Annotated in this window: 21 protein-coding genes; 8 read left to right on the plus strand and 13 right to left on the minus strand. The window is 65.1% G+C overall.

The genetic code is table 11. The features are described from left to right. Positions 1-91: 91 nt before the first annotated feature. From KUW17_RS04895 to KUW17_RS04920, 6 genes are all read right to left on the minus strand, one after another. A complete protein-coding gene (locus KUW17_RS04895) occupies positions 92-1,426 on the minus strand; it encodes a S41 family peptidase (protein WP_222476416.1) in 1,335 nt (444 codons plus the stop codon). A gap of 7 nt (positions 1,427-1,433) precedes the next feature. Then, a complete protein-coding gene (locus KUW17_RS04900) occupies positions 1,434-2,564 on the minus strand; it encodes a murein hydrolase activator EnvC family protein (RefSeq protein WP_222476418.1) in 1,131 nt (376 codons plus the stop codon). Beyond that, on the minus strand, positions 2,561-4,078 hold the full coding sequence (gpmI, locus tag KUW17_RS04905) for a 2,3-bisphosphoglycerate-independent phosphoglycerate mutase (protein ID WP_222476420.1): 1,518 nt from the start codon (positions 4,076-4,078) through the stop codon (positions 2,561-2,563). The genes KUW17_RS04900 and gpmI overlap by 4 nt, the downstream gene beginning before the upstream one ends. 146 nt (positions 4,079-4,224) lie before the next feature. Beyond that, complete coding sequence (locus tag KUW17_RS04910) at positions 4,225-4,650, minus strand: hypothetical protein (protein ID WP_222476423.1); 426 nt, start codon at positions 4,648-4,650, stop codon at positions 4,225-4,227. Then, on the minus strand, positions 4,647-4,895 hold the full coding sequence (locus tag KUW17_RS04915) for a hypothetical protein (RefSeq protein WP_222476426.1): 249 nt from the start codon (positions 4,893-4,895) through the stop codon (positions 4,647-4,649). Before KUW17_RS04915 ends, KUW17_RS04910 begins: the two co-directional genes overlap by 4 nt. 100 nt (positions 4,896-4,995) lie before the next feature. Beyond that, complete coding sequence (locus KUW17_RS04920; RefSeq protein WP_222476428.1) at positions 4,996-7,920, minus strand: error-prone DNA polymerase; 2,925 nt, start codon at positions 7,918-7,920, stop codon at positions 4,996-4,998. A gap of 220 nt (positions 7,921-8,140) precedes the next feature. On the opposite strand from KUW17_RS04920, the gene KUW17_RS04925 reads away from it, so the two are divergent. Next, the gene (locus KUW17_RS04925) at positions 8,141-8,605 is read left to right on the plus strand and encodes a DUF1203 domain-containing protein (protein WP_222476430.1); all 465 of its coding nucleotides are present in this window, start codon (positions 8,141-8,143) and stop codon (positions 8,603-8,605) included. Between the two features lie 263 nt (positions 8,606-8,868). On the opposite strand, the gene KUW17_RS04930 is transcribed toward KUW17_RS04925, so the two are convergent. The 3 genes from KUW17_RS04930 to KUW17_RS04940 form a co-directional block, all read right to left on the minus strand. Beyond that, the gene (locus KUW17_RS04930) at positions 8,869-9,357 is read right to left on the minus strand and encodes a hypothetical protein (protein WP_222476432.1); all 489 of its coding nucleotides are present in this window, start codon (positions 9,355-9,357) and stop codon (positions 8,869-8,871) included. Next, on the minus strand, positions 9,354-10,694 hold the full coding sequence (locus tag KUW17_RS04935; RefSeq protein ID WP_222476434.1) for an AAA family ATPase: 1,341 nt from the start codon (positions 10,692-10,694) through the stop codon (positions 9,354-9,356). The genes KUW17_RS04930 and KUW17_RS04935 overlap by 4 nt, the downstream gene beginning before the upstream one ends. A 293-nt stretch (positions 10,695-10,987) precedes the next feature. After that, entirely contained in the window at positions 10,988-11,917 is a 930-nt protein-coding gene (locus KUW17_RS04940; RefSeq protein WP_222476436.1) for an ABC transporter ATP-binding protein, read from the minus strand. A 71-nt stretch (positions 11,918-11,988) separates the two neighbouring features. Here KUW17_RS04940 and KUW17_RS04945 point away from each other — a divergent pair, with 71 nt between their 5' ends. The 4 genes from KUW17_RS04945 (at position 11,989) to polA (ending at position 16,572) form a co-directional block, all read left to right on the plus strand. Beyond that, positions 11,989-12,171, plus strand: coding sequence for a zinc-finger domain-containing protein (locus KUW17_RS04945; RefSeq protein WP_222476438.1), 183 nt, complete (start codon positions 11,989-11,991; stop codon positions 12,169-12,171). Positions 12,172-12,214: 43 nt separating this feature from the next. Beyond that, a complete protein-coding gene (locus KUW17_RS04950; RefSeq protein ID WP_222476440.1) occupies positions 12,215-12,700 on the plus strand; it encodes a flavodoxin family protein in 486 nt (161 codons plus the stop codon). Positions 12,701-12,908: 208 nt separating this feature from the next. Then, positions 12,909-13,571, plus strand: a complete 663-nt coding sequence (locus KUW17_RS04955) for a PhoP regulatory network YrbL family protein (protein WP_261397017.1) — start codon at positions 12,909-12,911, stop codon at positions 13,569-13,571. A gap of 193 nt (positions 13,572-13,764) precedes the next feature. Then, positions 13,765-16,572: a DNA polymerase I gene (polA, locus tag KUW17_RS04960; RefSeq protein WP_222476443.1), complete on the plus strand. Its 2,808-nt coding sequence runs from the start codon at positions 13,765-13,767 to the stop codon at positions 16,570-16,572. Between the two features lie 340 nt (positions 16,573-16,912). Here polA and KUW17_RS04965 read toward each other — a convergent pair whose 3' ends face one another. The 4 genes from KUW17_RS04965 to KUW17_RS04980 form a co-directional block, all read right to left on the minus strand. Continuing rightward, positions 16,913-17,149: a DUF2798 domain-containing protein gene (locus KUW17_RS04965; RefSeq protein ID WP_222476444.1), complete on the minus strand. Its 237-nt coding sequence runs from the start codon at positions 17,147-17,149 to the stop codon at positions 16,913-16,915. Positions 17,150-17,239: 90 nt separating this feature from the next. Further along, positions 17,240-17,476, minus strand: a complete 237-nt coding sequence (locus KUW17_RS04970) for a DUF2798 domain-containing protein (RefSeq protein ID WP_222476446.1) — start codon at positions 17,474-17,476, stop codon at positions 17,240-17,242. Positions 17,477-17,578: 102 nt separating this feature from the next. Continuing rightward, complete coding sequence (locus KUW17_RS04975; RefSeq protein ID WP_222476449.1) at positions 17,579-18,331, minus strand: hydroxypyruvate isomerase family protein; 753 nt, start codon at positions 18,329-18,331, stop codon at positions 17,579-17,581. Positions 18,332-18,508: 177 nt separating this feature from the next. Beyond that, a complete protein-coding gene (locus KUW17_RS04980) occupies positions 18,509-19,093 on the minus strand; it encodes a DUF1285 domain-containing protein (RefSeq protein ID WP_222476450.1) in 585 nt (194 codons plus the stop codon). Positions 19,094-19,157: 64 nt separating this feature from the next. On the opposite strand from KUW17_RS04980, the gene KUW17_RS04985 reads away from it, so the two are divergent. The 3 genes from KUW17_RS04985 to KUW17_RS04995 are packed head-to-tail and all read left to right on the plus strand — an operon-like array spanning position 19,158 to position 23,847. Beyond that, complete coding sequence (locus tag KUW17_RS04985) at positions 19,158-20,165, plus strand: AAA family ATPase (protein WP_222476451.1); 1,008 nt, start codon at positions 19,158-19,160, stop codon at positions 20,163-20,165. Continuing rightward, a complete protein-coding gene (locus KUW17_RS04990) occupies positions 20,162-21,055 on the plus strand; it encodes a DUF58 domain-containing protein (RefSeq protein ID WP_222476452.1) in 894 nt (297 codons plus the stop codon). The genes KUW17_RS04985 and KUW17_RS04990 overlap by 4 nt, the downstream gene beginning before the upstream one ends. Beyond that, complete coding sequence (locus KUW17_RS04995; protein ID WP_222476455.1) at positions 21,052-23,847, plus strand: DUF4159 domain-containing protein; 2,796 nt, start codon at positions 21,052-21,054, stop codon at positions 23,845-23,847. The genes KUW17_RS04990 and KUW17_RS04995 overlap by 4 nt, the downstream gene beginning before the upstream one ends.

Consider the following 23,847-nt stretch of genomic DNA (forward strand, 5'->3'; position numbering starts at 1 on the left):
CAACCACACGCCGCCAGACCCGGCGGCACAGCAAAAATGAAAAAGGCCGCCCAACCGGACGGCCCCTTCCTGATGCGTGTTTGCCGCGGGCTTACTTCGGCCCCAGCGCCACCATCCCCTTCAGGATGTCGATGGCATAGGCCAGCTGGTAATCCTGCTCGCGCAGCTCCGCGGCTTTCTCGGCCTTCTCGCGCTCTTCCTCGATCTGGCGGATTTCATCCTCGGACAGGCTGTCGTTGTTCAGGCTGCCGCGCAGGTCGGCCTCCGAACGCGAGCGGCGGGCGGGCGAGTCATTCTCTTCCTCAGCCGCGGCGGTCCGGCGGGGCTGCGCCACCACGATGTCGGGGGACACGCCCAGCGCCTGGATCGAGCGGCCCGACGGCGTGTAATAGCGCGCAGTGGTCAGGCGCATCGCGCCCTCGCCCTTCAGCGGCATCACGGTCTGGACCGAGCCCTTGCCGAAGGATTTGGTGCCCACCACGATGGCGCGGCGGTGGTCCTGCAGCGCGCCCGCGACGATTTCCGAGGCCGAGGCCGAGCCGCCGTTGATCAGCACCACGATCGGCTTGCCCTCAGCCAGGTCGCCCGGGGTGGCGTTGAACCGCTCGCCGTCTTCCGGGTCGCGGCCGCGGGTGGAGACGATCTCACCCGACTCCAGGAAGCTGTCGGCCACCTTGATCGCCTGGGTCAGCAGGCCGCCGGGGTTGTTGCGCAGGTCCAGCACGATGCCGTTGACACTCTCCATGCCGCCGGCTTCCTCGATCTGCTTCTTCAGGTTTTCCTCGAGGTTCGGCGTGGTCTGGTCGTTGAAGGTGGTGATCCGCATCACCACGGTGTTGCCCTCGGTGCGGCCGCGCACCGCGGTCAGCTTGATGGTGTCGCGGATGATCGACACGTCGAACGGCTCCGGCTCGCCCTCGCGCACCACGGTGATCACGATCTCGGAGCCGACCGGCCCGCGCATCAGCTCCACCGCCTCGTCCAGCGACAGGCCCAGCACGCTTTCGCCGTCCACATGGGTGATGAAATCGCCGGCTTCCATGCCGGCCTCATCGGCCGGGGTGCCGTCGATCGGGGAGACCACCTTGACGAAGCCCTCCTCCTGGGTGACCTCGATCCCGAGGCCCCCGAACTCGCCGCGGGTCTGCACCCGCATGTTGGCCGCGTCATCCGGCGACAGGTAGCTGGAATGCGGGTCCAGGGACGCCAGCATGCCGCCGATGGCCGCCTCGATCAGCTCCTTCTCGTCGACCTCCTCGACATACTGCGCCCGGATGCGCTCGAAGATATCGCCGAACAGGTCCAGCTGCTCATAGACGTTTGCCTCGCGCGCGCCTTCCTGCGCCAGCAAGGGGCCTGCGACATAGGTTGTTGCAACGATCCCTGCCAGCGTGCCGCCAACGGCGGCCATCGCAAATTTTTTCATCAAGCCTTCATCCACCTTTTCCAGTGCGGAACCATGTTTCCGGGTCCACCGGGCTGTTGTCCATTCTCACTTCTATATAGAGCGTTTCTGTCCGGTCAGTTCCACCCCCTTCACCGCTTGTTGACAGAATTGCGTCCGGTTTCGGGTTTTCCCCGCTCATCAATCCGACCGGGGTGCCTTCGGGGATCACCTGGCCCGTCTCGCCGAACACCTCGGCCAGGCCCGACAGCACAAACAGCGTGTCCGGCTGTGGTTCCAGAATCACCACGTTGCCCAGATCCAGAAGCGGCCCGCGGTAGCGGATGGTGGCGGCAGCGGGCGCCGTGACCAGCGCCCGCGGGCGGGCGGCGATCAGCAGGCCGGGGCGGGCGATGCCCGCGGCATCGCGCTCGCCGTAGCCGCGCAGCACCAGCCCCTCGACCGGCAGCGGCAGGCTGCCGCGCAGGGCGCTGATGTCCGCCTCGCTGGCGGCGATCTCACCGCCGGCAATCTCGGCCAGCCCGTCGGCAAAGCCCGACAGCGTCTCGGTCGAGGAGATCAGGATGGCGGTGCGCACCGGGTCCTCGGTGAAACGTTTCGGCAGGGTGGTGCGGTCGGCGATTGCGGTCGACAGCTGCACCCGCGCGCTTTGCACGCCCGACAGCCCCTCCTCCAGCGTCTTGGCCGCATTCTGCTGCAGCAGGCGCAGGCCCTGCACCTCGTCCAGATCCGCCTTCAGGGATTGCGCCTTGGCCTGCAGCGCCGGCGTCACCTCTGCCAGCATCATCGCCGAACGCGCCGCGCCCAAGGGCCCGGAAGGATGCACCATCAGGACCGGCGGCGGCGAGGTCTCAATCGTCTGGATGATGCCCAGAAGGCCCGAGACCTCCTCCTGCCGCGCCGCCAGCTGCGCGCTCAGCTGCCCTTCGCGCCGCGCCACCCGGCGCAGCCCGTCGCGCATGGCAGCCAGCCCCGCCTCATAGGCCTGCACGGTGGAGGTCAGCGCCTTCACCCGGTCGCGGGAGCTGGCGGCCTCCTGCAGCTGGACCGAGGCCAGCTCAAGCTGCTCTGCCGCATCCCGCGCGGCTCCGGCCGGGTCCGCCGCCTGCACGGGCGCAGCCAGCACGGCCAGCAGCATCAGGCCCGCGCGCCGGATCATGACAGCAGGCTCTCCCCGGTCATCTCGGCCGGTTTCTCCAGCCCCATCAGCTGCAGGATCGTGGGCGCCAAGTCGGCCAGACGGCCGTCGCGCAGTGCCGCGCCCTCCGGCCCGCCGACCAGCGCCACCGGCACCAGGTTCAGCGTATGGGCGGTATGGGCGCCGCCGGTTTCCGGATCCACCATCACCTCGCAGTTGCCGTGGTCGGCGGTGACGATCATCGCGCCGCCCGCCTTCTCCAGCGCGGCAACCACCTTGGCCAGCCCCTGGTCCACCGCCTCGCAGGCGCGGATCGCCGCCTTCAGATCGCCGGTGTGGCCGACCATGTCCGGGTTGGCGTAATTGGTCACAATGAGGTCATAGCCCGCCTCAATCGCCTCGACGAATTTCTCCGTCACCTCCGGCGCCGACATCTCCGGCTGCAAATCATAGGTCGCCACGTTGGGCGACTTCGGCATATAGCGGTCCTCGCCCTCCTCCGGCTCTTCCTTGCCGCCATTGAGGAAGAAGGTCACATGCGGGTATTTCTCGGTCTCGGCCAGGCGGAACTGGGTCTTGCCCTGCTTGGCGACCCAGGCGCCCAGCGTGTTGACGATTGCCGCCTTGGGATAGGCGGTGGTCATGTAATCGTTATGGGCATCGGAATATTCCACCATGCCCAACAGCCCTGCCAGCTTGGGCCGCTCGCCGGTGTCAAACTCGGCAAAGCCCGGTTCGCCGATGGCGCGCAGAATCTCCCGCGCGCGGTCGGCGCGGAAGTTGAGGCAGAAGAACCCGTCGCCGTCCTTCACCCCTTCATAGCCCTCTAGCACGGTGGCGCCGATGAACTCATCGGTTTCCGACTGGTTGTAGGCATGGTCCACCGCACCGTGGGCCGTCTGCCCGGGGCGCCCCTTGGCATGGATCATCGCGTCATAGGCCTCAGCCACGCGGCCCCAGCGGTTGTCGCGGTCCATCGCGAAATAGCGCCCGGTGACGGTGGCGATGCGGACGCCTTCGGGCAGCCGCTCCTCCAGCCGGCGGAAATGGCGGAAGGCCGATTTCGGCGCCACGTCGCGGCCGTCGGTGATGGCATGCAGCCAGACGGGGACCCCCGCATCCGTGATCGCCTTGGCCGCCGCCAGGATGTGGTTGATATGGCCGTGCACGCCGCCGTCGGAGACCAGCCCCATCAGATGCGCCGCGCCGCCGCTGTCCTTCAGCTTGGCAATAAACGCCTGCAGCGCTTCGTTTTCAAAGAACGACCCGTCCTCGATCGCCAGGTCGATCTGGCCCAGGTCCATCGCCACCACCCGGCCCGCGCCGATATTGGTGTGCCCCACCTCGGAGTTGCCCATCTGCCCGGTCGGCAGCCCCACATCGGGCCCGTGGGTGATCAGTTTTGCCGCCGGCCCTTTGGCCATGATCGCATCAAAGGTTGGTGTCTGCGCCAGGTAGGGCGCGTTTGCCTTGCCAGGCTCGCCGCTGCCCCAGCCGTCAAGAATGCACAGGACAACGGGTTTGGGTGCGGTCATGGATCATCTCCGGGGCAAGGAAAGCTTCGCAAGCCTTCTAACGCCTTGCCGCGCCGGGGTGAACCGGCTTTCCTGCCACAGTTGGCGTTATCAGGCCGCTTGGCGGCAGCAAGCCCCGGCAAGCGCCTTCATCTTTCCCGAAATACTCAAGCCCCGCCCGGCGCCGCAGCGCTGCCGCCGGCGTTCCGCGGCGCCAGCACCGGCACCCGCCGCGCCAGGTCGCTGGCCAGCGTCTCTGCCGGGAAGTACCGGCGCAGAACACCGGGCTGCAGCAGGTCGGCATTGCTGTCCAGGAAAGCGTCCGTGTCCGGATAATCGCCCTGCGCCATCCGCTCTGCCGTCAGGCTCAGGAACGCGAGCGTCACCGTGGCGTTGAACTTCTCCGGCACCCCGGCAGCCTCGGTCAGCCGGCGCAGGCCGCGGGCGTAGATGGCCATGCCCTCGAACACCTCGTGGCGGCAGAGGATTTCATAGGCCGTCCCCAGATGCGCCCGGTGGCTGAACCCCTGCGGCTGCAAGCTGCCTGCAGCCAGCTCTTCTGCCATCACGGCATAGTCGGTGCGTTCGTTCATTGCGGATCCTCCGTCAGGCTGTGGCTGTCGGCGGCGGTCAGGTCCAGCCCGTAGACGGCCCGCAGCGCCTCGATCTTGCCAAGGGTCTCATCAGAGAACGGCGCCTTGCCTTCAAAGGCGTGCAGCGCCATGCCCTCGACCAGCTCCGCCACCGAAATATCCAGATATTCTGCCAGCGCCTTCATGGTTTTCAGCAGCCGCGCCTCCAGGCGCAGGCCGGTTTGAACACGGGTTACAGATGTCATCGCACCCTCCTTTCAGAGGGCTGATATATGAGGAGTCCCATATGTTATCAAGGTACCAAGGTGTCAAATGGCATTCCCCGCTTCATCTTTCCCCAAATACTCACTTCCCCGGCCCGCCCTCTACGCCGCCGCCGTTCTGCGGCGTCAGCAAATGCCGGATCAGCGCCACCGGATGCGCCCGCAAGGACAGGCGCATGGCGACGTAGTCCTCCACCACCTCCTCGCCCAGGCCCATCTGCGGCAGGTCCGCCTCCGGCTCATAGATCCCCTCGCCCTCCAGCTCGCGGGCAAACAGCGGCAGGGGTTTGCGGGCGGTGATCGCCTTTGCGGCCCATAAGGCTTCGCGCCGGTTGAGGCCGAGCGCGGCAAAGGCATCCGCCTCGGCCAGCCGCTCGATCACCGGCGGCGCGATGCCGGCCTTGCGCCAGACATCCTCCACCTCGTGGTAACCGTTGCCGCGCGCGGCCGTGAGCCAGGCGGCGTCCTCATCGCGCAGGCCCTTCACCTGCCGGAACCCCAGCCGCAGCGCCAGCCCGCCGTGGCCGTCGGGCTCCATCACGTTGTCCCAGTAGGAGTTGTTGATGCAGACCGGGCGCACCTCCACGCCGTGCTCGCGGGCGTCGCGAACGATCTGGGCAGGAGCGTAGAACCCCATCGGCTGCGAATTCAGCAGCGCGCAGGCAAAGATGCCCGGGTGGTGGCACTTGATCCAGGCCGACGCATAGACCAAGAGCGCGAAACTGGCGGCATGGCTTTCGGGGAAGCCGTAGGAGCCGAAGCCCTCGATCTGGGAAAAGCAGCGCTCGGAAAACTCCTGATCATAGCCGTTCTTGGCCATGCCGCGCAGGAACAGGCTGCGAAACTCGCTGACGTTGCCGTGTTTCTTGAAGGTCGCCAGGGACCGCCGCAGCCGGTCGGCCTGTTCCGGCGTGAAGCCGGCGCCGACGATGGCGATCTGCATCGCCTGCTCCTGAAACAGCGGCACGCCGAGGGTCTTGCCCAGCACCTCGCCCAGCGCGTCGGAGGGGAAATGCACCGGCTCCTCGCCGTTCCTGCGGCGGATATAGGGGTGCACCATGTCGCCCTGGATCGGGCCGGGGCGGACGATGGCGACCTCGATCACCAGATCATAGAAGCAGCGCGGCCGCATCCGGGGCAGGAAGTTCATCTGCGCCCGGCTTTCGACCTGGAACACCCCGATGCTGTCGGCGCGGCACAGCATGTTGTAGACCGCCGGGTCCTCCGGCGGCAGGGTGGCGAGGCTGTAGTCCAGCTGGTGGTGCTGCTGCATCAGGCCGAACGCCTTGCGGATGCAGGTGAGCATGCCCAGAGACAGCACATCGACCTTGAGGATGCCCAGCGTGTCGATGTCGTCCTTGTCCCAGCAGATCACCGTGCGCCCTTCCATGGTGGCATTTTCAATGGGCACCAGTTCGTCCAGCCTTCCTTGGGTGATGATGAAGCCGCCCACATGCTGGCTCAGGTGGCGCGGGAAGCCGATGATCTGCTCCACCAGCTCCATCGTCAGCTGCAGGCGGCGGCTGTTCGGGTCCAGCCCGATCTCGCGCATCCGCTCCGCCTCGACGCCCTTGGCGCTGAAGAAGCCCCAAAGCTGCGAGGACATGGCGGAGATGGTGTCCTCCGTGAGGCCCATGGCGCGGCCCACCTCGCGGATCGCGCGTTTGCCGCGGTAGTGGATCACCGTGGCGCAGAGCCCTGCGCGGTGACGGCCGTAGCGTTCATAGATCCACTGGATCACTTCCTCGCGCCGCTCGTGCTCGAAATCGACGTCGATGTCGGGCGGCTCGTCGCGGGCCTCGGAGACGAAACGCTCGAACACCATGGTGCCCAGTTCCGGGCTGACGGAGGTGACGCCCAGACAGTAGCAGACCACCGAGTTTGCCGCCGAGCCGCGCCCCTGGCAGAGGATCCCGCGGGAGCGGGCAAAGGCGACGATGTCGCGCACGGTGAGGAAATAGGGGTCGTATTTCAGCTTGGCGATCAGGGCCAGCTCATGCTCCAGCAGGCCGCGCACCTTGTCCGGCGCGCCGCCCGGGTAGCGCCACCTGAGACCCTCTTCGGCAAGCCGCCGCAGGCGCTGGGGCGGGGTTTCGTTTTCGCTGCCCTCGTCCGGGTAGTCATAGCGCAGCTCATCCAGCGAGAAGGTCAGCTGCGCTGCCAGATGGGCGGCATTGTCCACCGCGTGTTCATAGCCCCGGAACAGGCGGCGCATTTCTGCCTCGGACCGCAGGCGCTGCTCGCCATTGGCCATGGCAGCGCGGCCCAGATCCTCCACCTTGCAGCGCAGCCGGATGGCACTCAGCACATCGCCCAGGCGGCGGCGGCTGCCGTGGTGCATCCGCGGCGCGGCGCTGGCCAAGGGGGGCAGGTTCAGACGGCTGGCCAGCTCCGCAAGCTGGGCAAAGCGCGCCTGGTCGCCGCCGTCATAGGCAGGCGCCATCATCAGGTGCATGCGGGTGCCAAAGCGGCGCGTCAGCGCACCCATATGCAGGTCCCATCCATCCGCGCCGCCGGGCAGATGCTGCGCCTGCGGCAGCAAGAGCAGGTGCAGGCCCTCCGCAAATTCCAGGAGGTCCGAGAGATGCAGGGTGCAGCTGCCCTTCTGAGCCCTGAGCCGCCCGGTGGACAAAAGCCGGGTCAGGCTGCCCCAGCCCGCGCGGGTCCGCGGCAGGGCGATGACGTCCGGCGCGTCGGTGAACATGAGCTTTGCTGCCGGAATCAGCCGCACGGTTTCATAGACCGGGAAGGACGCGGGCTGCGGAATACCTTTGGGGCGCGGCGGGCCGATGGGGGAGTTCTGCCGGTCCCAGGCCTGCCGCTCCCGCACCCGGCGGGCAATGTCGCGGCATTCCGCATGGGCGCGCACGATGCCCGCCACCGAGTTCTCGTCCGCAACGGCAAAGGCGCCGAGCCCCAGCTCCAGCGCGCGGGCGGCGTATTCCTCCGGGTGGGAGGCCCCGGTGAGGAAGGTGAAGTTCGAAAGGCAGGCGAATTCGGCAAACATGCCCCGCATGATATTCCCGTTTTGTTCTCATGTGGAGTCCTGCTGGACTGCGGTGCCGCGCCGCGCGCCAGCGCGGCGCCACGCCCAACCGCCGCAGGGCATTTCAATGCCTGCACGGCGGGCGGGAGAGATTTGCTCCGGCTCTCTGCAGGATGCGCAAGATCCGGGTCGATTGCGGCGGGGCGGATCGGGCAGGGTGCTGGCAGCAAAGGAGAAACACATGACCAAGATCACCGCCCTGCCCACCGAGATTGTCCGCGCCCTGCAGGAGGGCGGCCCTGACGCCCATGGCCAGATGCCGGAGCGCACGGTGTCGGACGGCGGCGGCAACCCCTGCCGCCACTGCCTGCAATACATCCCCGAAGGCCAGGAGATGCTGATCCTGGCGCACCGCCCCTTCCCCGAGGCGCAGCCCTATGCCGAGACCGGGCCCATTTTCCTGTGCGCCAATCATTGCGCGCGGCATGAGGGCGAGGCGGTGCCGGAGGTTCTGGAAGGCTCCCCCGAATACCTGATCAAGGGCTACAGCGCCGATCACAGGATCGTTTACGGCACCGGCATTGTCATCCCGCAGGCGGAGATGATGGGGCGGGCCGAGGCGATCTTTGCCGATGTGCGGGTGGACTACATCCACATCCGGTCGTCGCGCAACAACTGCTATCAGGCGCGGATTGACCGGGGGTGAGGGCTGCGGGCGGGCGGTGGCTGCGGTGTCTCACTCTGTCAGCCAACGGCACAACGAGCCCAGTCGGCGCCTCAGCCCACTCTGGATGCTGCAAAGGCATTGGTCTGCTCCCGGGACATTGCGGACCTTCGTGCCAACCGCAGCATTGGGCAATTGCAGCCAAAAGTTATCAACCGTATCAGGTACCCAGGTATAGCGGGCGCCCAGTGAACAGGTAAATCGGATTGTTGACGAGTGCCTAAATAGTTGAGGGAATCATCACATTATTTTCCAGGAACTCTGTGATATGATGCGAGGTCGGCGTCTAGAGACCATATTAAAACACTACTCATGCTGTGTCGCTCGCACAGCATTTCCCACTCTTTAATGATTGACATGTCGGAGAGGCTAACTCCTTCCCGAGTCTTCTTCTCACTTTTATTGATTTGAGCATACTCGGGGAAGTCGGAAATCCATGAGCCAAATTCAGATTTGTCTGGAAAGTGTGTTGCCCTATAGGGGGTCTCACCTTCCAATGCAGCCATAACCTGTGACACTAAGATTTCCGCATACTTACGCCTGTGCGCTCCATTTTTCACATCAGCAATGTGGTTTCCAGTTTCCCAAATTGTAGCCATGGGAAGAAGAAAAATATCGCCGGATTTAATTCTCACCTCGAAATCATTTAAAATTTGATCTCGATCCTGATTCCAACCTGGAACATCAAGAATGTTGAGGTACACTGACGTATCTAATAAAACTATCTCATTCATGATTGGCGAATACTCTTGAGCCACTCGAGGCCAGATCGAATTCGTTCACTTTGGGTGCTTCTTATTTTTGCGTACCTATCCAAAACACCTGAGGTAAGCAACCCACCGAGGGTGTCTTGCGCTACCAATTCTGGATAGGTTTCCAAATCACAAAGGCGTACAAGTTTGCTCGTTCCATCTTCAGGACTTCTATAGCAGAATACTACATCTGGGATGCTTTTGTCCGGAACGGCGTCCAATAACGCTGGATTGTGTGTGGACAGAAGAACGCGCAGGTCTCGGCGCTCAGCAATTCTTTGAATGCTTGAAAGAAGATGTTCTGCTCGGCTCGGGTGAACGCCGTTATCAATTTCCTCAATAACGACCATTGATCCGGGCGGCGCTGACAACAGCGCAGCGGCTATGGAGAGCACTCTCAGCGTACCATCAGATAATAGAGACGCATCGAAAGTCAAAATCTTATTGCCAAAAGTTTCTTGCAACGCGACCATAACTCCTCCGCGAGGCTCATGGATGAATCGAATTCCTTTAATATTTTGCTCCGGAAGGCTTTTAATGAGCATCAAAAGATCAGTGCCATGGTTATCCGAATAGGGACTTGGCAATTCGATCTCAATTGTAGCATCTGGCGATGGTTGTCCGCACAAATTGAAGAGAACTGCTGATATGTTGGACCCATCTCCTCTCACCTTTGCATCCGAAGGGAAAGAATAGTCTCGCATTACCTGCGGGTTGGGGTCTAGAAATATTATCTCCGACAGCGTCTCAGATATTTTCCTAGAGACTTTTGGGATTATCTCTCTTGATCTCTTGTGGGAGCTGGCAAATGTAGCAGGACTTTGAAGCTGCAAGAACATTGGAATTTGATCTATGCATTTAATGTGAGGCTTAATTCCGCCACGTGCGAAGTTGTTGTAAGCAACCCCAACGTCAGTTGCTCGTTCAGTTGATGGTTGATCAAGAAGGTAAAGTGGGACGTTCTCTGAGCGAGACGTTATCTTCTCTCCAGAAATGTGTAGCCCGTCACGCCTATTCTCGATAGTCGCATCCCATTCTCCCCACCCAACTTTGGCAAAAGTGCAGCCAACTTCAAAGCTATTTTCACCGTCACGAGGTAGATTAGAGACCGTACCTCTTACAACAGTCTCATTGGTGTTTACATTGAACTGAATACTGGAGAGGGGCTGCCCTTGAGAAAGCCATGAAATTAGCCTCATGCACTCAATCGCATTTGACTTCCCGGCTGCATTGGCCCCAATCAAAACAGTCAAAGCAGACAATGGTAGCGTTGCATCTGCATAACTTTTGAAATTGGAAATTCTAAAGCTTTCAAGCATTTCGTGTAAATTCCTAGGTGATTCAGCCAGGCACATCCCTTGCCGAGAGCGGATTAAGAACTCCGAACGCTTAGGAGTTTTGTTTCTCTCATACTATGACGAACTGCAGCCATCAACAAAGGTCTGCGCTATCGTGTGAGAAATGAAGGCCACTCGCAATACGGTGCGCCGCTCTGGTAGCTAACTCGAACGTCCGATAACTTCGAGCGAGAGCCACTCGGTTCCGCCAAGGCTGCGCGCGCAGCGAATGCCCGCTCCGGCCCGCAACTTGTTCACCAGGCAGAGGTGCCCCCTCACCCCGCCTTGGTCAGAGACAGGAACACATCTTCAAGGTCCGCTTCCTCGGTCTTGACGTCACGGATCGAAATTCCGGCGGCGTGGACCGCGGCCAGCACGTCTTCGGCGCTGGTGGCCTGGCTGCGGTAGCGCAAGCAGACGGCGCCGTCTTCGCGCAGCTCGGCCTCGATGCCGTCGCCCTGCGGCAGCACTGTCACCGGCACCGCGGGCTGCACCACCATGGTCTTGGCATCAAGCCGGCCCAGCAGGCGCGCCTTGGTGTCCCGCGCCACCACCTCGCCCTGGTTGATGATGGCGATCTCGTCGCACATCTCCTCGGCCTCTTCCAGGTAGTGGGTGGTGAGGATGATGGTCATGCCCTGCGCGTTCAGTTTGCGGATGTTCTCCCACAGCATCTGGCGCAGTTCGATGTCGACGCCCGCGGTGGGTTCGTCCAGCACCAGCACCGAGGGGTGATGCACCAGCGCCTTGCCCAGAAGCAGGCGCCGCCGCATGCCGCCTGACAGGGTGCGGGCATAGGCCTCTGCCTTGTCCGTGAGCCCGATCATCCGCAGGATCTCGTCGCTGTGGCGCTCGTGCTTGGGCACGCCGTAGAGGCCGGCCTGCACCTCCAGCGCGCCGCGCGGGGTAAAGAACGGGTCCAGGTTCAGCTCTTGCGGCATCACCCCGATGGCGGCGCGGCTCTGGCGCGGGTTTGCGTCCTGGTCGAAACCCCAGATCGAGACGCTGCCGGAGGTCTTGCGCACCAGCCCCGCCAGGATGTTGATCAGGGTGGATTTGCCCGCGCCGTTCGGCCCCAGGAGGCCGAAGACGGAGCCGCGCGGCACCGTCAGGTCAACGCCCTTGAGCGCGTGTTTCTCCGGCTGGCCTTTGCCGCCCCTGTAGATTTTGCGCAAAGCTTTGATCTGGATTGCATCAGCACTCATCGCCGCTCTTGCCCCCGGTTTTTCCTTGGCTCATAAAAGCGCCTAGCCGAAAACCGAAAGGACTGCCAGCCATGAGCACCGAAGCGCCGGAAACCAAGATTGTGAACAGCCGCAAGGTTGCGTGCGACGGCAGCGAAGGCGCGCTGGGGCATCCGCGGGTCTATCTGCAGATCCCCGAGGCCGAAGGCTTTGTGGAATGCCCCTATTGCGACTGCAAATACATCTACGAGGACGCGGCCAAGGCGGCGGAGTGATCCGGGCTTTCCGCCATTGCACCGGCTGCGTAAGCTGCCGCTGATGGCACAGCTTCTGATCGTCTACCACAGCCGCACCGGCGGCAGCCGCCAGATGGCGGAGGCCGCGCAGGCAGCGGCGCGCAGCGAAATTGAAACCGTCCTGAAACGGGCCGAAGAGGCCGGGCCGGAGGATCTGCTGGCCGCAAGCGGCTATCTGTTCTGCGCCCCGGAAAACCTGGCGGCGCTGTCCGGCCAGATGAAAGAGTTCTTTGACCGCTGTTATTACCCGGTGCTGGGAAAGATCGAGGGGCGGCCCTATGCCCAGATGGTCTGCGCCGGGTCGGACGGGGAGAACGCGGCGCGGCAATGCGCCCGGATCGCCACCGGCTGGCGCCTGAAAGAGGTGCAGGCGCCGCTGATCATCTGCACCCAAGCGCAGACGCCCGAGGCCATTCTGGCGCAGAAGGTGATCCCCCAGGATCAGCTGGAGGCCTGCCGCGAGCTGGGTCTGGCCCTGGGGGCAGGATTGGCGATGGGGGTGTTCTGAGCGGCATCAACCGCGGCCTGCCTGGCGCTTCCGGCGCCGGAGCGCGGATCACATGACTTCAAAACACCAGTGCGCTGCTTCGCCGGTGCGGTTCAAGCCTTTACAAAACCGTTACAAACGGGTTTGAACAACCCCGGCCCACCGCACCCGGAGGCCTGCTCTATGCTGAGTTGTTCTTGGCCCGCCCGTGTCCACAGGAGAGTTAAAGTTGTTTGCAGCGGAAGTTGTCTCGCTATCAGGTCTGGAGCCGCTGGCCACAGGGCGGGTCCGCAGCGTATATGCGTTTCCCGGGCAGCCGGACCTGCTGATCAAGGTCGCCACGCTGCAGAATCCCCAGCATGACTATTCGCTGGGCAAGCGGCTTGTCCGGCATCTGTTTCCGGACACCATACACCGCAACACCCTTAAAGAGATCGAATGCGAGCTGATGGCGGCCCTCAAGCTCGGCGAGGATATCCCGGGCTCTCCGCTTGCCAGGTGCCTGGGAGTGGTGCAGACGGACCGCGGCCCGGGTGTTGCCGTCGAGCGCATTTCCGGTCCGGACGGCAATCTCGCCCCGCATCTGCAGCAACTCAGAAAATCTGGCGGGATGAACGATGCGGTGCTGGAGGATCTGAATGTCTTTGCCAGGAAGCTGTTCGATTTGCAGATTGTCGCCCGCGACATCCACAACAAGAACATCGTCTATGGCCACCGCGGCGGGGTTAAGGCGTTTTTCCTGATCGACGGCTACGGTGAAAGGAACGTGGTGCCGCTGCGCTCGCTGTCCCGCTCCCTGAACGACCGGTCCCTGCACAAGCGCCTGGACCTCATCGCCCAGAAGACCCGGCTGGTCTGGCACAGCGACCGGTGCGCATTCAGCCTGCGCTGAACCGGTGCGGCGCACGGCGGCCGCGGTGAAAAAGCCTGGTGCGCAACGGGCCGCCGTGCCCCCTGACTGCTGAGGGAGGCGGCGCGTTGCGCGGTCCTGCCAGCCGTTCGAAACTCCAATTGCCCTTCCTGCCCGGATCACCGATAACCGGGAAACAGAACACGAACGGATTTCCAACGGGAGCGCGGCGCACATGAGCGGGACACAATTCGGCAAGGGCTGCCATCTGCATCTGATCGACGGCTCGGCCTTCATCTTCCGCGCCTATCACGCGCTGCCGCCGCTCACGCGCAAGTCCGACGGGCTGCCGATCGGCGCTGTCGCCGGCTTCTGCAACATGCTGTTCAAGCAGGTGGAGGACAACAAGGGCCCGGATGCGCCGACCCATGTGGCAGTGATTTTCGACTATTCCGGCAAGTCGTTCCGCAACGAGATGTACGATCAGTACAAGGCCAACCGCCCGCCGGCGCCGGAGGATCTGGTGCCGCAGTTCCCGCTGACCCGCGAGGCGACCCGCGCGTTCAACATCGCCTGCAAGGAAATCGAAGGCTTTGAGGCCGACGACATCATCGCAACGCTGGCGCATCAGGCGCGGGATGCCGGCGGCCGGGTGACCATCATCTCGTCGGACAAGGACCTGATGCAGCTGGTCGGCGGCGGCGTCGAGATGCTGGACGCAATGAAGAACAAGCGCATCGACAGCGACGGCGTGGTGGAGAAGTTCGGCGTTGGTCCTGACCGGGTGGTGGATGTGCAGGCTTTGGCCGGCGACAGCGTCGACAACGTGCCGGGCGCGCCGGGCATCGGAATCAAGACCGCGGCGCTGTTGATCAATGAATTCGGCTCTCTGGAGGAGCTGCTGGACCGGGCGGAGGAGATCAAGCAGCCCAAGCGCCGCCAGACCCTGATCGAGAAGCGGGACCAGATCGAGCTCAGCAAGAAGCTGGTGCAGTTGGACTGCAATATGGCGCTGGACTTCACCCTGGACGATCTGGAGGTGAAGGAGCCGGATGCGGAGACCCTGCTGACATTCCTTTCTGAGATGGAGTTCCGCACGCTGTCGAAACGCATGGCGGATCAGCTAGGCATGGAGGCGCCGGCGATCCCGGAGGCCCCTGCCACAGCGGCGGCCAGTGCGGCGGCAGCGCCGGAAGCGGTGCCGTTCGACAAGGAGAAATACGAATGCGTCCGCGATGCCGCGGCGCTGCAGGTCTGGATCGGCCGCATCCGCGAGCGCGGCTGGGTGGCGGTGGATACTGAGACCACCGGCCTTGATGAAATGGTCGTCGATCTGGTCGGCATCTCGCTGTGCGTCGAGGCGGGCGAGGCCTGCTATATTCCCTTGGCGCACAAAGCCGGGGGCGATGATCTGTTTGGCGGCGAGGGCCTGTCCGAGGGGCAAATGCCGCTGGAGGACGCGGTCGCGATGCTGAAGCCGGTTCTGGAAGATCCGGCGATCATGAAAATCGGCCAGAACATGAAATACGACGCCAAGATCCTGCACCGCTACGGGGTGGATGTGGCGCCGGTCGACGACACCATGCTGATGTCCTATGCGCTGCACGCAGGCATGCACGGGCATGGCATGGACACGCTGTCGGAACGCTACCTGGATCACACGCCGATCCCGATCAAGCCGCTCCTGGGCTCCGGTAAATCGGCGATCACCTTTGACCGGGTGCCGATTGACGACGCGGTGCCTTATGCCGCCGAGGATGCCGACATCACCCTGCGCCTGTGGCAGCTGTTCAAACCGCAGCTGCATCAGGAACGGGTCACCACGGTCTATGAGACGCTGGAGCGGCCGCTGGTGCCGGTGCTGGCGGATATGGAGCGCAACGGCATCAAGGTGGACCGCGATACGCTGAGCCGCATGTCGAATGCGTTTGCGCAAAAAATGGCCGGGCTGGAAGCCGAGATCCATGAGCTGGCGGGGGAAACGTTCAACGTCGGCTCACCAGCGCAGCTGGGCGAGATCTTGTTCGACAAGATGGGATTGGAAGGCGGCAAGCGCGGCAAAAACGGGAAGTACTCCACCGGCGCCGATATCCTGGAGGATCTGGCGACCGAGCACGACCTGCCGAAGCGGGTGCTGGACTGGCGGCAGCTGTCCAAGCTGAAGTCGACCTATACCGATGCGCTGCAGGACCATATCAATCCCGACACCGGCCGGGTGCACACGTCTTATGCCCAGACCGGGGCCAGCACCGGGCGCATGGCCTCCACCGATCCGAACCTGCAGAACATTCCGGTGCGCACCGAGGAAGGCCGCCGCATCCGCGAAGCCTTTGTGGCGGAAGAGGGCAATGTGCTCTTGTCGCTCGACTACAGCCAGATCGAGCTGCGCATTCTGGCCCACATGGCCGGGATCGACACGCTGAAACAGGCCTTTGCCGAAGGGCAGGACATCCACGCGATGACCGCGTCGGAGATGTTCGAGGTGCCGCTGGAGGAGATGACGCCGGAAATCCGCCGCCAGGCCAAGGCAATCAACTTCGGCGTGATCTACGGCATTTCCGGCTTTGGCCTTGCGCGTAACCTGCGCATTCCGCGCAAGGACGCGCAGGGATTCATCGACCGCTATTTCGAGCGCTTCCCGGGCATCCGCAAATACATGGACAGCACCGTCGAGTTCGCCAAGGAGCACGGCTATGTGCAGACCCTGTTCGGGCGCAAGATCCACACCGCGGAGATCAACGCCAAGGGGCCGAAGGCGGGCTTTGCCAAACGCGCGGCGATCAACGCGCCGATCCAGGGCACCGCTGCCGACGTGATCCGCCGCGCGATGATCCGGATGCCGGAGGCGATCGCCCATCTGCCCGCGCGGATGCTGCTGCAGGTGCACGACGAACTGCTGTTCGAAGTGCCGGAAGCGGCAGTGGAGGAGACCATCGCCGCCGCCCGCCAGGTGATGGAAAACGCCGCCGATCCGGCGGTGCATCTGGACGTGAAGCTGGTGGTGGACGCAGGCCGCGGTTTGAACTGGGCCGAAGCGCACTAAGAGCCGCCCCGCATAGCCGGCAGGGCGCTCCCGCCCGGCTTCGATCTGATGATCTCATCCCGTTGGGCCGGGCGCCGCTGGCGCGGCGCGGAAATTCCCGCACCCTCCCCTCACCGGGTCAAGGGAGGCGCCAGCCTCCGCGCGTCCAGCGCGGCTTGCCCTTGACGCGGCCCGCCCTGAAAACAATCGAAAACGCCCCTACGGGCAGTCTTGCCCTTAGGGGCTTCTCAGCAAAATCTCATTGCGCCGCGCCAGCGGCGCCGTGCCCAACGGGCGCTGCTGCATCTTTGATGCAGATTGCGGCGGGCGGGAGAGCCCCCGTGCGCCGGTGCGCCCGGCCTTAGCCTTCGGCGGGCTGTTTGACCAGTTTCGCCACCAGCCTGCGCACCATGGGCGCGGCGGTGAAGGCGACGGCGAAGGCGATCGGCCAGCTCAAGCACCAGGCCTGCATCCAGGCGCCGCCGAAGCCCGTGCCGAAGCCCAGCGCCTTCCAGGTCGCAACACCGGTCACGATGAAGGACATCAGCCCCGAGAGGATCAGGCTGAACAGAACAGGGGCAAATCGGGCGGGCAGCATCGGCGGCATCCTTTCACTGGTCCTGCGCCTTATGCCCCGCCAAGTGTCACATTTCAATTACTGAATGTGTTTGTCTTGCTCCCGCGGGCATCATGCCGCATCCGGTGTGCGGATGGCGGCGGCCACGATGCGGCGCACCAGCGGCGCCACCACCAGGACAACCGGGAAGGCCACCGGCCAGCTGTAGGCCCAGGCGGTCAGCCAGGCGGCGGCAAGGCCATCCTCCGCGCCAACTGCCCGCAGGGTGGAGATGCCCGACACGATCGAGGACATCATCAGCGACATCAGAAAGCCGGACAGAAGCGGGGCAAAACGGGCGGGTATCATGGCAGTCTCCTTGGCGGCGGGGTGCTGCAGGAGATATGCGGTGCGCCGAATATGAAACAATCTGCGCCGCTGCACAGGTGTCTGCGCAGCCTGGCCGCGCGGTCAGCCCATCCAGCCCAGGCTGTCCTCAGTGCGCCGGGTCGAGGGGGTGTATTCGGCGCTGACCCAGCCGTCATAGCCGCTGGCGTCGATGGCGTCGAACAGCCTTTGGAAATCCACCGGCCCGGTGCCCGGCTCGCAGCGGCCCGGCGCGGCGCCGATCTGCACATGCACGGCGCGGGGGCCGAAGGTCTCCCAGACCTTGAGCGCGTCGCCGTGGATCATCTGCGCGTGGTAGGCGTCATACTGCAGGCCCACATTGGGCCGGTCCACCGCATCCAGCACCTCCACCGCGAGATTGTAGTCGTCGAGGAAATAGCCGGGCTGGTCGCCGCTGTTCAGCGGTTCGATGGTGAACTGCTGCTCCGGCGCGCGGTCGGCGGCCCATTGCAGATTCTCGACAAAAGTCTGCTGCGCCGCATCGCCCTTGGCGTAGCCCGCCATCACATGGATCTTGCCGGCCTTCAGCGCCTCGGCGTAGCGCAGCACCCTGCGGATGTCGCGCTGGAAGCGGTCGCCCCCTTCCGGAACCGCCGCATAGCCGGGCATGCCGCCGGTGTAATTCGGCGGCGGCGCGTTGATCAGCAGCAGCTGCAGCCCGTTCGCCAGCAGCGCGCGCTGGGTTTCCTTGGCCGCCAGTTCGTAAGGGTAAAGGATCTCCACAGCTTCGAACCCGGCAGCGGCAGCAGCCTGAAACCGGTCGAGATAGGGCAGCTCAGCAAACAGCAGCGAGATATTGGCCGCGAAGCGGGGCATCGGATTCTCCTTCTTGACTGATGATCTACCGCCGCGCGGCGGTGCAGCCAAGGCGTCAAAAGTGCAGCATTTTCCTATTAAACTTTCGTTAACTGCAAGCCGGCCGGTTTCTGCCGGCTGCGGCCGGCGAGTCAGCGGCTGCCCGGCCTGCCGGCCGGGTGGCGCAGATTCAAAAGCCTACTCCCCGTCCAGCTCAGCAGACGGAATCAGCGGGAAGAACTTGCCGCCGGACCAGACGCCGAACCAGCCGTCATAGTGTTCGCCCAGATCCGCCAGCCGGTAGAAGCTCTTGCGGTCGATCAGCGCCTCCAGCCCGGCGCGGATCATGACATAGGGCGCAGGCTCGCCGCTCTCGGGGTCGCGCTCTGCCCGGATCACGTGGTCCGGGCCGGCTGCAGCGGTGTCGCCTATATTGGTGGTGAAGGTGATGACCTGATCGCGCCCCTGCCCTGCCACGTCGAAATCCACTGCCACAAAGGGCGCGTCCTCGACGGTGATGCCGACCTTTTCGACCGGGGTCACCAGATAGTATTTGCCGTCCTCCAGCTTGAGGATGGAGGCAAACAGCTTGACCAGCTCAAACCGGGTGAAGGGCGTGCCGAGATAATGCCAGGAGCCGTCGCGGGCGATGCGGATGTCCAGGTCGCCGCAAAACGGCGGGTTCCACAGGTGGACAGGCGGCAAACCCCTGCCCTTGCCGGCCGCTTTTGCCGCCGCCGCAATGCCTTCGGCATCGGGGGTCACGGGTTTTTGTCCGCTCATTGCTTTTGCCATTTCCTGTCAGCACGATAGAGTAACAGCATATATCCGGGAAACGAGGAATGTCATGCCTGAAACGGACGATCTGCTGGCCGGTATCGAAGCGCTGGAAGCCAAGCTGCAAGAGGCGCGCGCGTCGATCACCAAGCGATTTATCGGGCAGGAGCGGGTGGTGGACCTCACCCTCTCGGTTCTGCTGTGCGGCGGCCACGGGCTGCTGATCGGCCTGCCCGGCCTGGGCAAGACCCGGCTGGTGGAGACGCTGAGCACGGTGATGGGGCTGCACGGCAACCGCATCCAGTTCACCCCGGACCTCATGCCTGCCGACATTCTGGGCTCCGAGGTGCTGGACACCGCCGCCGACGGGCACCGGTCGTTCCGGTTTGTTCCGGGGCCGGTGTTCTGCCAGCTGTTGATGGCGGACGAAATCAACCGCGCAAGCCCCAGGACCCAGTCGGCGCTGCTGCAGGCGATGCAGGAGCGGATGGTGACAGTGGCGGGTGAGGACCGTTCACTGGGCGCGCCGTTCCATGTGCTGGCGACCCAGAACCCGATCGAGCAGGAGGGCACCTATCCGTTGCCGGAGGCGCAGCTGGACCGGTTTCTACTGCAGATCGACGTGAATTACCCCGACCGCGAAACCGAGCGGGACATCCTGCTGGCCACCACCGGGGTGGAGGAGACGCAGGCCTACCAGGTGTTTACCGCCTCTGAGCTGATCGAAGCGCAGACCCTGCTGCGGCGGATGCCGGTGGGCGAGTCGGTGGTGGAGATGATCCTGGATCTGGTGCGCGCCTTCCGCCCCGAAGAGCCCGGCGTGTCCGACCATGTGGCGCAGACCGTGGCCTGGGGGCCGGGTCCGCGGGCGGCGCAGGCCCTGATGCTGGCAGTGCGGGCGCGGGCGCTCTTGCAGGGGCGGCTGGCGCCCAATGCGGAGGACGTGCTGGACATGGCGAAACCGGTGCTGAGCCACCGGATGCAGCTGAACTTTGCCGCCCGGGCGCGCGGTGAGAGCCTGGCCGCGCTGATCGAGGAAACCGCGAGCGAACTGGCCCGGACCGGGGCCGCCGCGTGACCAGGCCTGCCGCCTCTCAGGCTGCAACTGGATTGCGGCACCGGGCGGAGGCCGAGGCCAGCGCCCTGCCCCCCTTGCTGGTGCAGGCGCGGCATCTGGCCGGGTCTGTCCTGATGGGCGAGCATGGCCGCCGCCGGGCCGGAACCGGCGATGATTTCTGGCAGTACCGCCCGGCGCAGGCCGGCGACAGCCGCCGGATGATCGACCACCGGCGCTCTGCCATGGGTGACGTGCAGTACGTGCGCGAGCGGGAGTGGCAGATCGCCCAGACGGTGCATCTGTGGGTCGATACCGGCGCCTCGATGCGCTTTGCCTCCACGGCCAAGCTGCCGCAGAAGGCAGACCGTGCGCGGCTTTTGGGGCTGGCTGCCGCGGTGCTGATGGTGCAGGGCGGCGAGCGGGTGGGCCTCACCGGCGGCACCCTGCCGCCGCGGCGCGGCAATGTGCAGATCCTGCGGCTGGCAGAGGCGCTGTCGGATGACGGCGCGGAGGATTACGCCCCGCCCGGCCACCGCGCGCTGATCCCGCATGCGCGCGCCTTGTTCATCTCGGACTTCCTGGGGCCGTATGAGCCGGTGGAGCAGGCGCTGTCCAAGGCCGCCGCGCGCGGCGTCCGGGGCGTGTTGTTGCAGGTGCTGGACCCGGCGGAGGAGGCTTTTCCCTTTTCCGGGCGCACGCTGTTTGAAAGCATCGCGGGCGGTGTCACACATGAAACACTGAAGGCCTCTGCCCTGCAGGAGCGCTACCTGGACCGGCTGGCGGAACGGCGGGACGCGCTGGAGCGGCTGTGCCGCGAGGCCGGCTGGCGGTTCGGGCAGCATCACACGGGCGACGCAGCGCAGGCGGCGCTGATGTGGCTTTACCACGCTTTGGAGCGAACCGCGCCATGACCATGATTGCAGGCATCGGCTTTACCGCGCCCTGGCTTTTGCTGGGGCTGCTGGCCCTGCCGGTGCTGTGGCTGCTGTTGCGGGCGATCCCGCCTGCGCCCCGGCGCCAGCCGTTTCCGGCGGTGACGCTGCTCTTGGGGCTGAAGGATGACGAGAGCCTGTCGGACCGCACGCCGTGGTGGCTGCTCTTGCTGCGGCTTCTGGCAGTGGCGGCGGCGATCATCGGGCTGGCGGGGCCGGTGCTGAACCCCTCGACCGAGGACGCGGGCGGCAGCGGGCCGCTCTTGATCGTGATGGACGCCAGCTGGGGCGGCGCGGCGGGCTGGAAACAGACCAGCGCCCAGGCCGAAGTGCAGCTGGAGGAAGCCGGGCGGGCGGAACGCCGGGTGGCGGTGCTGCGCCTGAGCGCGCCGGAACCCTTGCAGTTCCGCGCCGCCAGCGACTGGCAGCGGCAATTGGCCGGGCTGGCGCCGCTGCCCTGGCAGCCGGGGCCGGAGCAACTGGCGCAAGCTTTGCAGGCGATTGGCAGCGACGAGGGCAGCTTTGACACCGTGTGGTTCAGCGACGGTCTGGAATACCCGGGCCGCGAAGGACTGATCGAGGCGCTGAGCCGCCGCGGCGACATCGAGGTTTTTGAACAGCCCCTGCCGGTGCTGGGCCTGATGCCCGCGAGCTATACCGGCGGCACGATCGAACTGACGGTGCAGCGCAGCCGCGGCGGGCCGGCGCAGGAGGTCTCCGTGGTGGCGCAGGGCAAGGATCCCGGCGGCACTGAGCGCAGCCTGGCCTCGCTGCCGGTGCGGTTTGCGGACGGCGCCCGCAGTGCTTCTGCCGGGCTGTCGCTGCCGGCGGAGCTGCGCGCGCGGCTGTCGCGGTTTGAAATCAGCGGCGTGAAATCGGCGGGCGCGGTGGCGCTGACCGATGACAGCTTGCGCCGCCGCGAGGTGGCGCTGGTCTCCTCCGAAAGCGCCGATGAGGGCCTCGCACTCTTGTCGCCGCTGCACTACCTGCGCCAGGCGCTGGCGCCCTCGGCGGAGCTGCTGGAAGGCGCGCTGCGGGACCTGCTGCCGGCCAATCCGGATGTGATAGTGCTGGCCGATGTGGCGCGGCTGGCGCCCGCGCAGGAAGAGGCGGTCATTGAATGGGTGGAAAACGGCGGCTTGCTGCTGCGCTTTGCCGGACCGCGGCTGGCGGCCAGCGACACCGCGCGCGCGGGCGAGGAGCCCTTGATGCCGGTGCGCCTGCGCATTGGCGGCCGCAGCATCGGCGGCGCCATGAGCTGGGGCGAGCCGAAAACGCTGGCGCCCTTTGATGAAAGCTCCCCGTTCTACGGGCTGGAGGTGCCGGGCGAGGTCTCGATCAGCTCGCAGGTGGTGGCGCAGCCGGACCCGGAGCTGGCGCAGCGGGTGATTGCGGAACTGGCCGACGGCACCCCGCTGGTGACGCGCAAGACGCTGGGCCAGGGCCAGGTGGTGCTGTTTCACGTGACCGCCAATGCGGAGTGGAGCAGCCTGCCGCTGTCGGGCCTGTTCGTGTCGATGCTGGAGCGGCTGGCAGTCTCCTCCTCTGCTGCACAGCCCAAGGCAGAGGATCTGGAAGGCACCACCTGGACGCCGGTGGAGGTGCTGGACGGTTTCGGCCATCTGGAAGCGGCGGAAACGCTGCCCGGTGTGGCGGGCCCGGACCTGGTGGCGGCACCTGCGGGGCCGGAGCTGCGGCCCGGCGTCTATGACGGCGGGCGGCGGATGCTGGCGCGCAATGTGCTGCGCCCCGAGGATGAACTGCTGGCGGCGCGCTGGCCGGCCTCGGTGGCGGTGAGCGGCTATGGCGCGCCGCAGGAGCTGCCGCTGGGCGGCGCGCTCCTGACGCTGGCGCTGGTGCTGCTGGCGCTGGATGTACTGGGCACGCTTCTGGTGTCCGGCCTGCTGGGCCGTGCCCGCACCGCGGCGCTGGCGGCGGCGCTGGGGCTGGCGGCGCTGGCCGCGCCGCAAGATCTGCGGGCGCAGGAGGCCCTCTCGCGGGAGCAGGCACAGGCGGATCTGCGGGCCGCCGAACTGGCCTCGGAACTGGTGCTGGCGCATGTGCTGACGGGGGACGCGCAGGTGGACCGTATTGCTGCCGCGGGCCTGCGCGGACTGTCGGACACGCTGTTCTTCCGCACCTCGGTGGAGCCGGCCATCCCGGCGGGTGTCGATCTGGAACGGGATGAGCTGGCCTTTTATCCGCTGCTCTACTGGCCCATCACCCGCGATCAGCCGCTGCCCTCATCGGAAGCTTACGGCAAGCTCAACACCTATCTGCGGGCGGGCGGCATGATCCTGTTTGACACCCGCGATGCGGATCTGGCGGCCTCGGGTGCGACCAGCCCGGCGGCGCGGCGGCTGCAGCAGATTGCGCTGCCTTTGGACATTCCGCCGCTGGAGGTGGTGCCGGAGGACCATGTGCTGACCCGTGCGTTCTACCTGCTGCAGGACTTCCCCGGCCGCCACAGCCGCGGCCTGGTCTGGGTCGAGGCGGCGCCGCCGGATGCGGAACAGGCCGAGGGCATCCCCTTCCGCAATCTGAACGACGGGGTGACGCCGGTGGTGATCGGCGGCAACGACTGGGCCGCGGCCTGGGCGGTGGACGGCAACGGCCGGCCCTTGCTGCCGGTCGGGCGCGGCTATGCCGGCGAGCGGCAGCGGGAACTGGCGTTCCGCTTTGGCGTCAACCTGGTGATGCATGTGCTGACCGGCAACTACAAATCCGACCAGGTGCATGTGCCGGCCTTGCTGGACCGGCTGGGGCAGTAG

This window comes from Leisingera aquaemixtae, assembly GCF_019801145.1.
Taxonomy (GTDB): Bacteria; Pseudomonadota; Alphaproteobacteria; order Rhodobacterales; family Rhodobacteraceae; genus Leisingera; species Leisingera aquaemixtae_A.

What these genes read in the sequence shown, in the direction of transcription:
- KUW17_RS04895 (WP_222476416.1), bottom strand. Translation starts at nt 1,426, where the DNA reads ATGAAAAAATTTGCGATGGCCGCCGTTGGCGGCACGCTGGCAGGGATC.
- KUW17_RS04900 (WP_222476418.1), bottom strand. Translation starts at nt 2,564, where the DNA reads ATGATCCGGCGCGCGGGCCTGATGCTGCTGGCCGTGCTGGCTGCGCCC.
- gpmI (WP_222476420.1), bottom strand. Translation starts at nt 4,078, where the DNA reads ATGACCGCACCCAAACCCGTTGTCCTGTGCATTCTTGACGGCTGGGGC.
- KUW17_RS04910 (WP_222476423.1), bottom strand. Translation starts at nt 4,650, where the DNA reads ATGAACGAACGCACCGACTATGCCGTGATGGCAGAAGAGCTGGCTGCA.
- KUW17_RS04915 (WP_222476426.1), bottom strand. Translation starts at nt 4,895, where the DNA reads ATGACATCTGTAACCCGTGTTCAAACCGGCCTGCGCCTGGAGGCGCGG.
- KUW17_RS04920 (WP_222476428.1), bottom strand. Translation starts at nt 7,920, where the DNA reads ATGTTTGCCGAATTCGCCTGCCTTTCGAACTTCACCTTCCTCACCGGG.
- KUW17_RS04925 (WP_222476430.1), top strand. Translation starts at nt 8,141, where the DNA reads ATGACCAAGATCACCGCCCTGCCCACCGAGATTGTCCGCGCCCTGCAG.
- KUW17_RS04930 (WP_222476432.1), bottom strand. Translation starts at nt 9,357, where the DNA reads ATGAATGAGATAGTTTTATTAGATACGTCAGTGTACCTCAACATTCTT.
- KUW17_RS04935 (WP_222476434.1), bottom strand. Translation starts at nt 10,694, where the DNA reads ATGCTTGAAAGCTTTAGAATTTCCAATTTCAAAAGTTATGCAGATGCA.
- KUW17_RS04940 (WP_222476436.1), bottom strand. Translation starts at nt 11,917, where the DNA reads ATGAGTGCTGATGCAATCCAGATCAAAGCTTTGCGCAAAATCTACAGG.
- KUW17_RS04945 (WP_222476438.1), top strand. Translation starts at nt 11,989, where the DNA reads ATGAGCACCGAAGCGCCGGAAACCAAGATTGTGAACAGCCGCAAGGTT.
- KUW17_RS04950 (WP_222476440.1), top strand. Translation starts at nt 12,215, where the DNA reads ATGGCACAGCTTCTGATCGTCTACCACAGCCGCACCGGCGGCAGCCGC.
- polA (WP_222476443.1), top strand. Translation starts at nt 13,765, where the DNA reads ATGAGCGGGACACAATTCGGCAAGGGCTGCCATCTGCATCTGATCGAC.
- KUW17_RS04965 (WP_222476444.1), bottom strand. Translation starts at nt 17,149, where the DNA reads ATGCTGCCCGCCCGATTTGCCCCTGTTCTGTTCAGCCTGATCCTCTCG.
- KUW17_RS04970 (WP_222476446.1), bottom strand. Translation starts at nt 17,476, where the DNA reads ATGATACCCGCCCGTTTTGCCCCGCTTCTGTCCGGCTTTCTGATGTCG.
- KUW17_RS04975 (WP_222476449.1), bottom strand. Translation starts at nt 18,331, where the DNA reads ATGCCCCGCTTCGCGGCCAATATCTCGCTGCTGTTTGCTGAGCTGCCC.
- KUW17_RS04980 (WP_222476450.1), bottom strand. Translation starts at nt 19,093, where the DNA reads ATGAGCGGACAAAAACCCGTGACCCCCGATGCCGAAGGCATTGCGGCG.
- KUW17_RS04985 (WP_222476451.1), top strand. Translation starts at nt 19,158, where the DNA reads ATGCCTGAAACGGACGATCTGCTGGCCGGTATCGAAGCGCTGGAAGCC.
- KUW17_RS04995 (WP_222476455.1), top strand. Translation starts at nt 21,052, where the DNA reads ATGACCATGATTGCAGGCATCGGCTTTACCGCGCCCTGGCTTTTGCTG.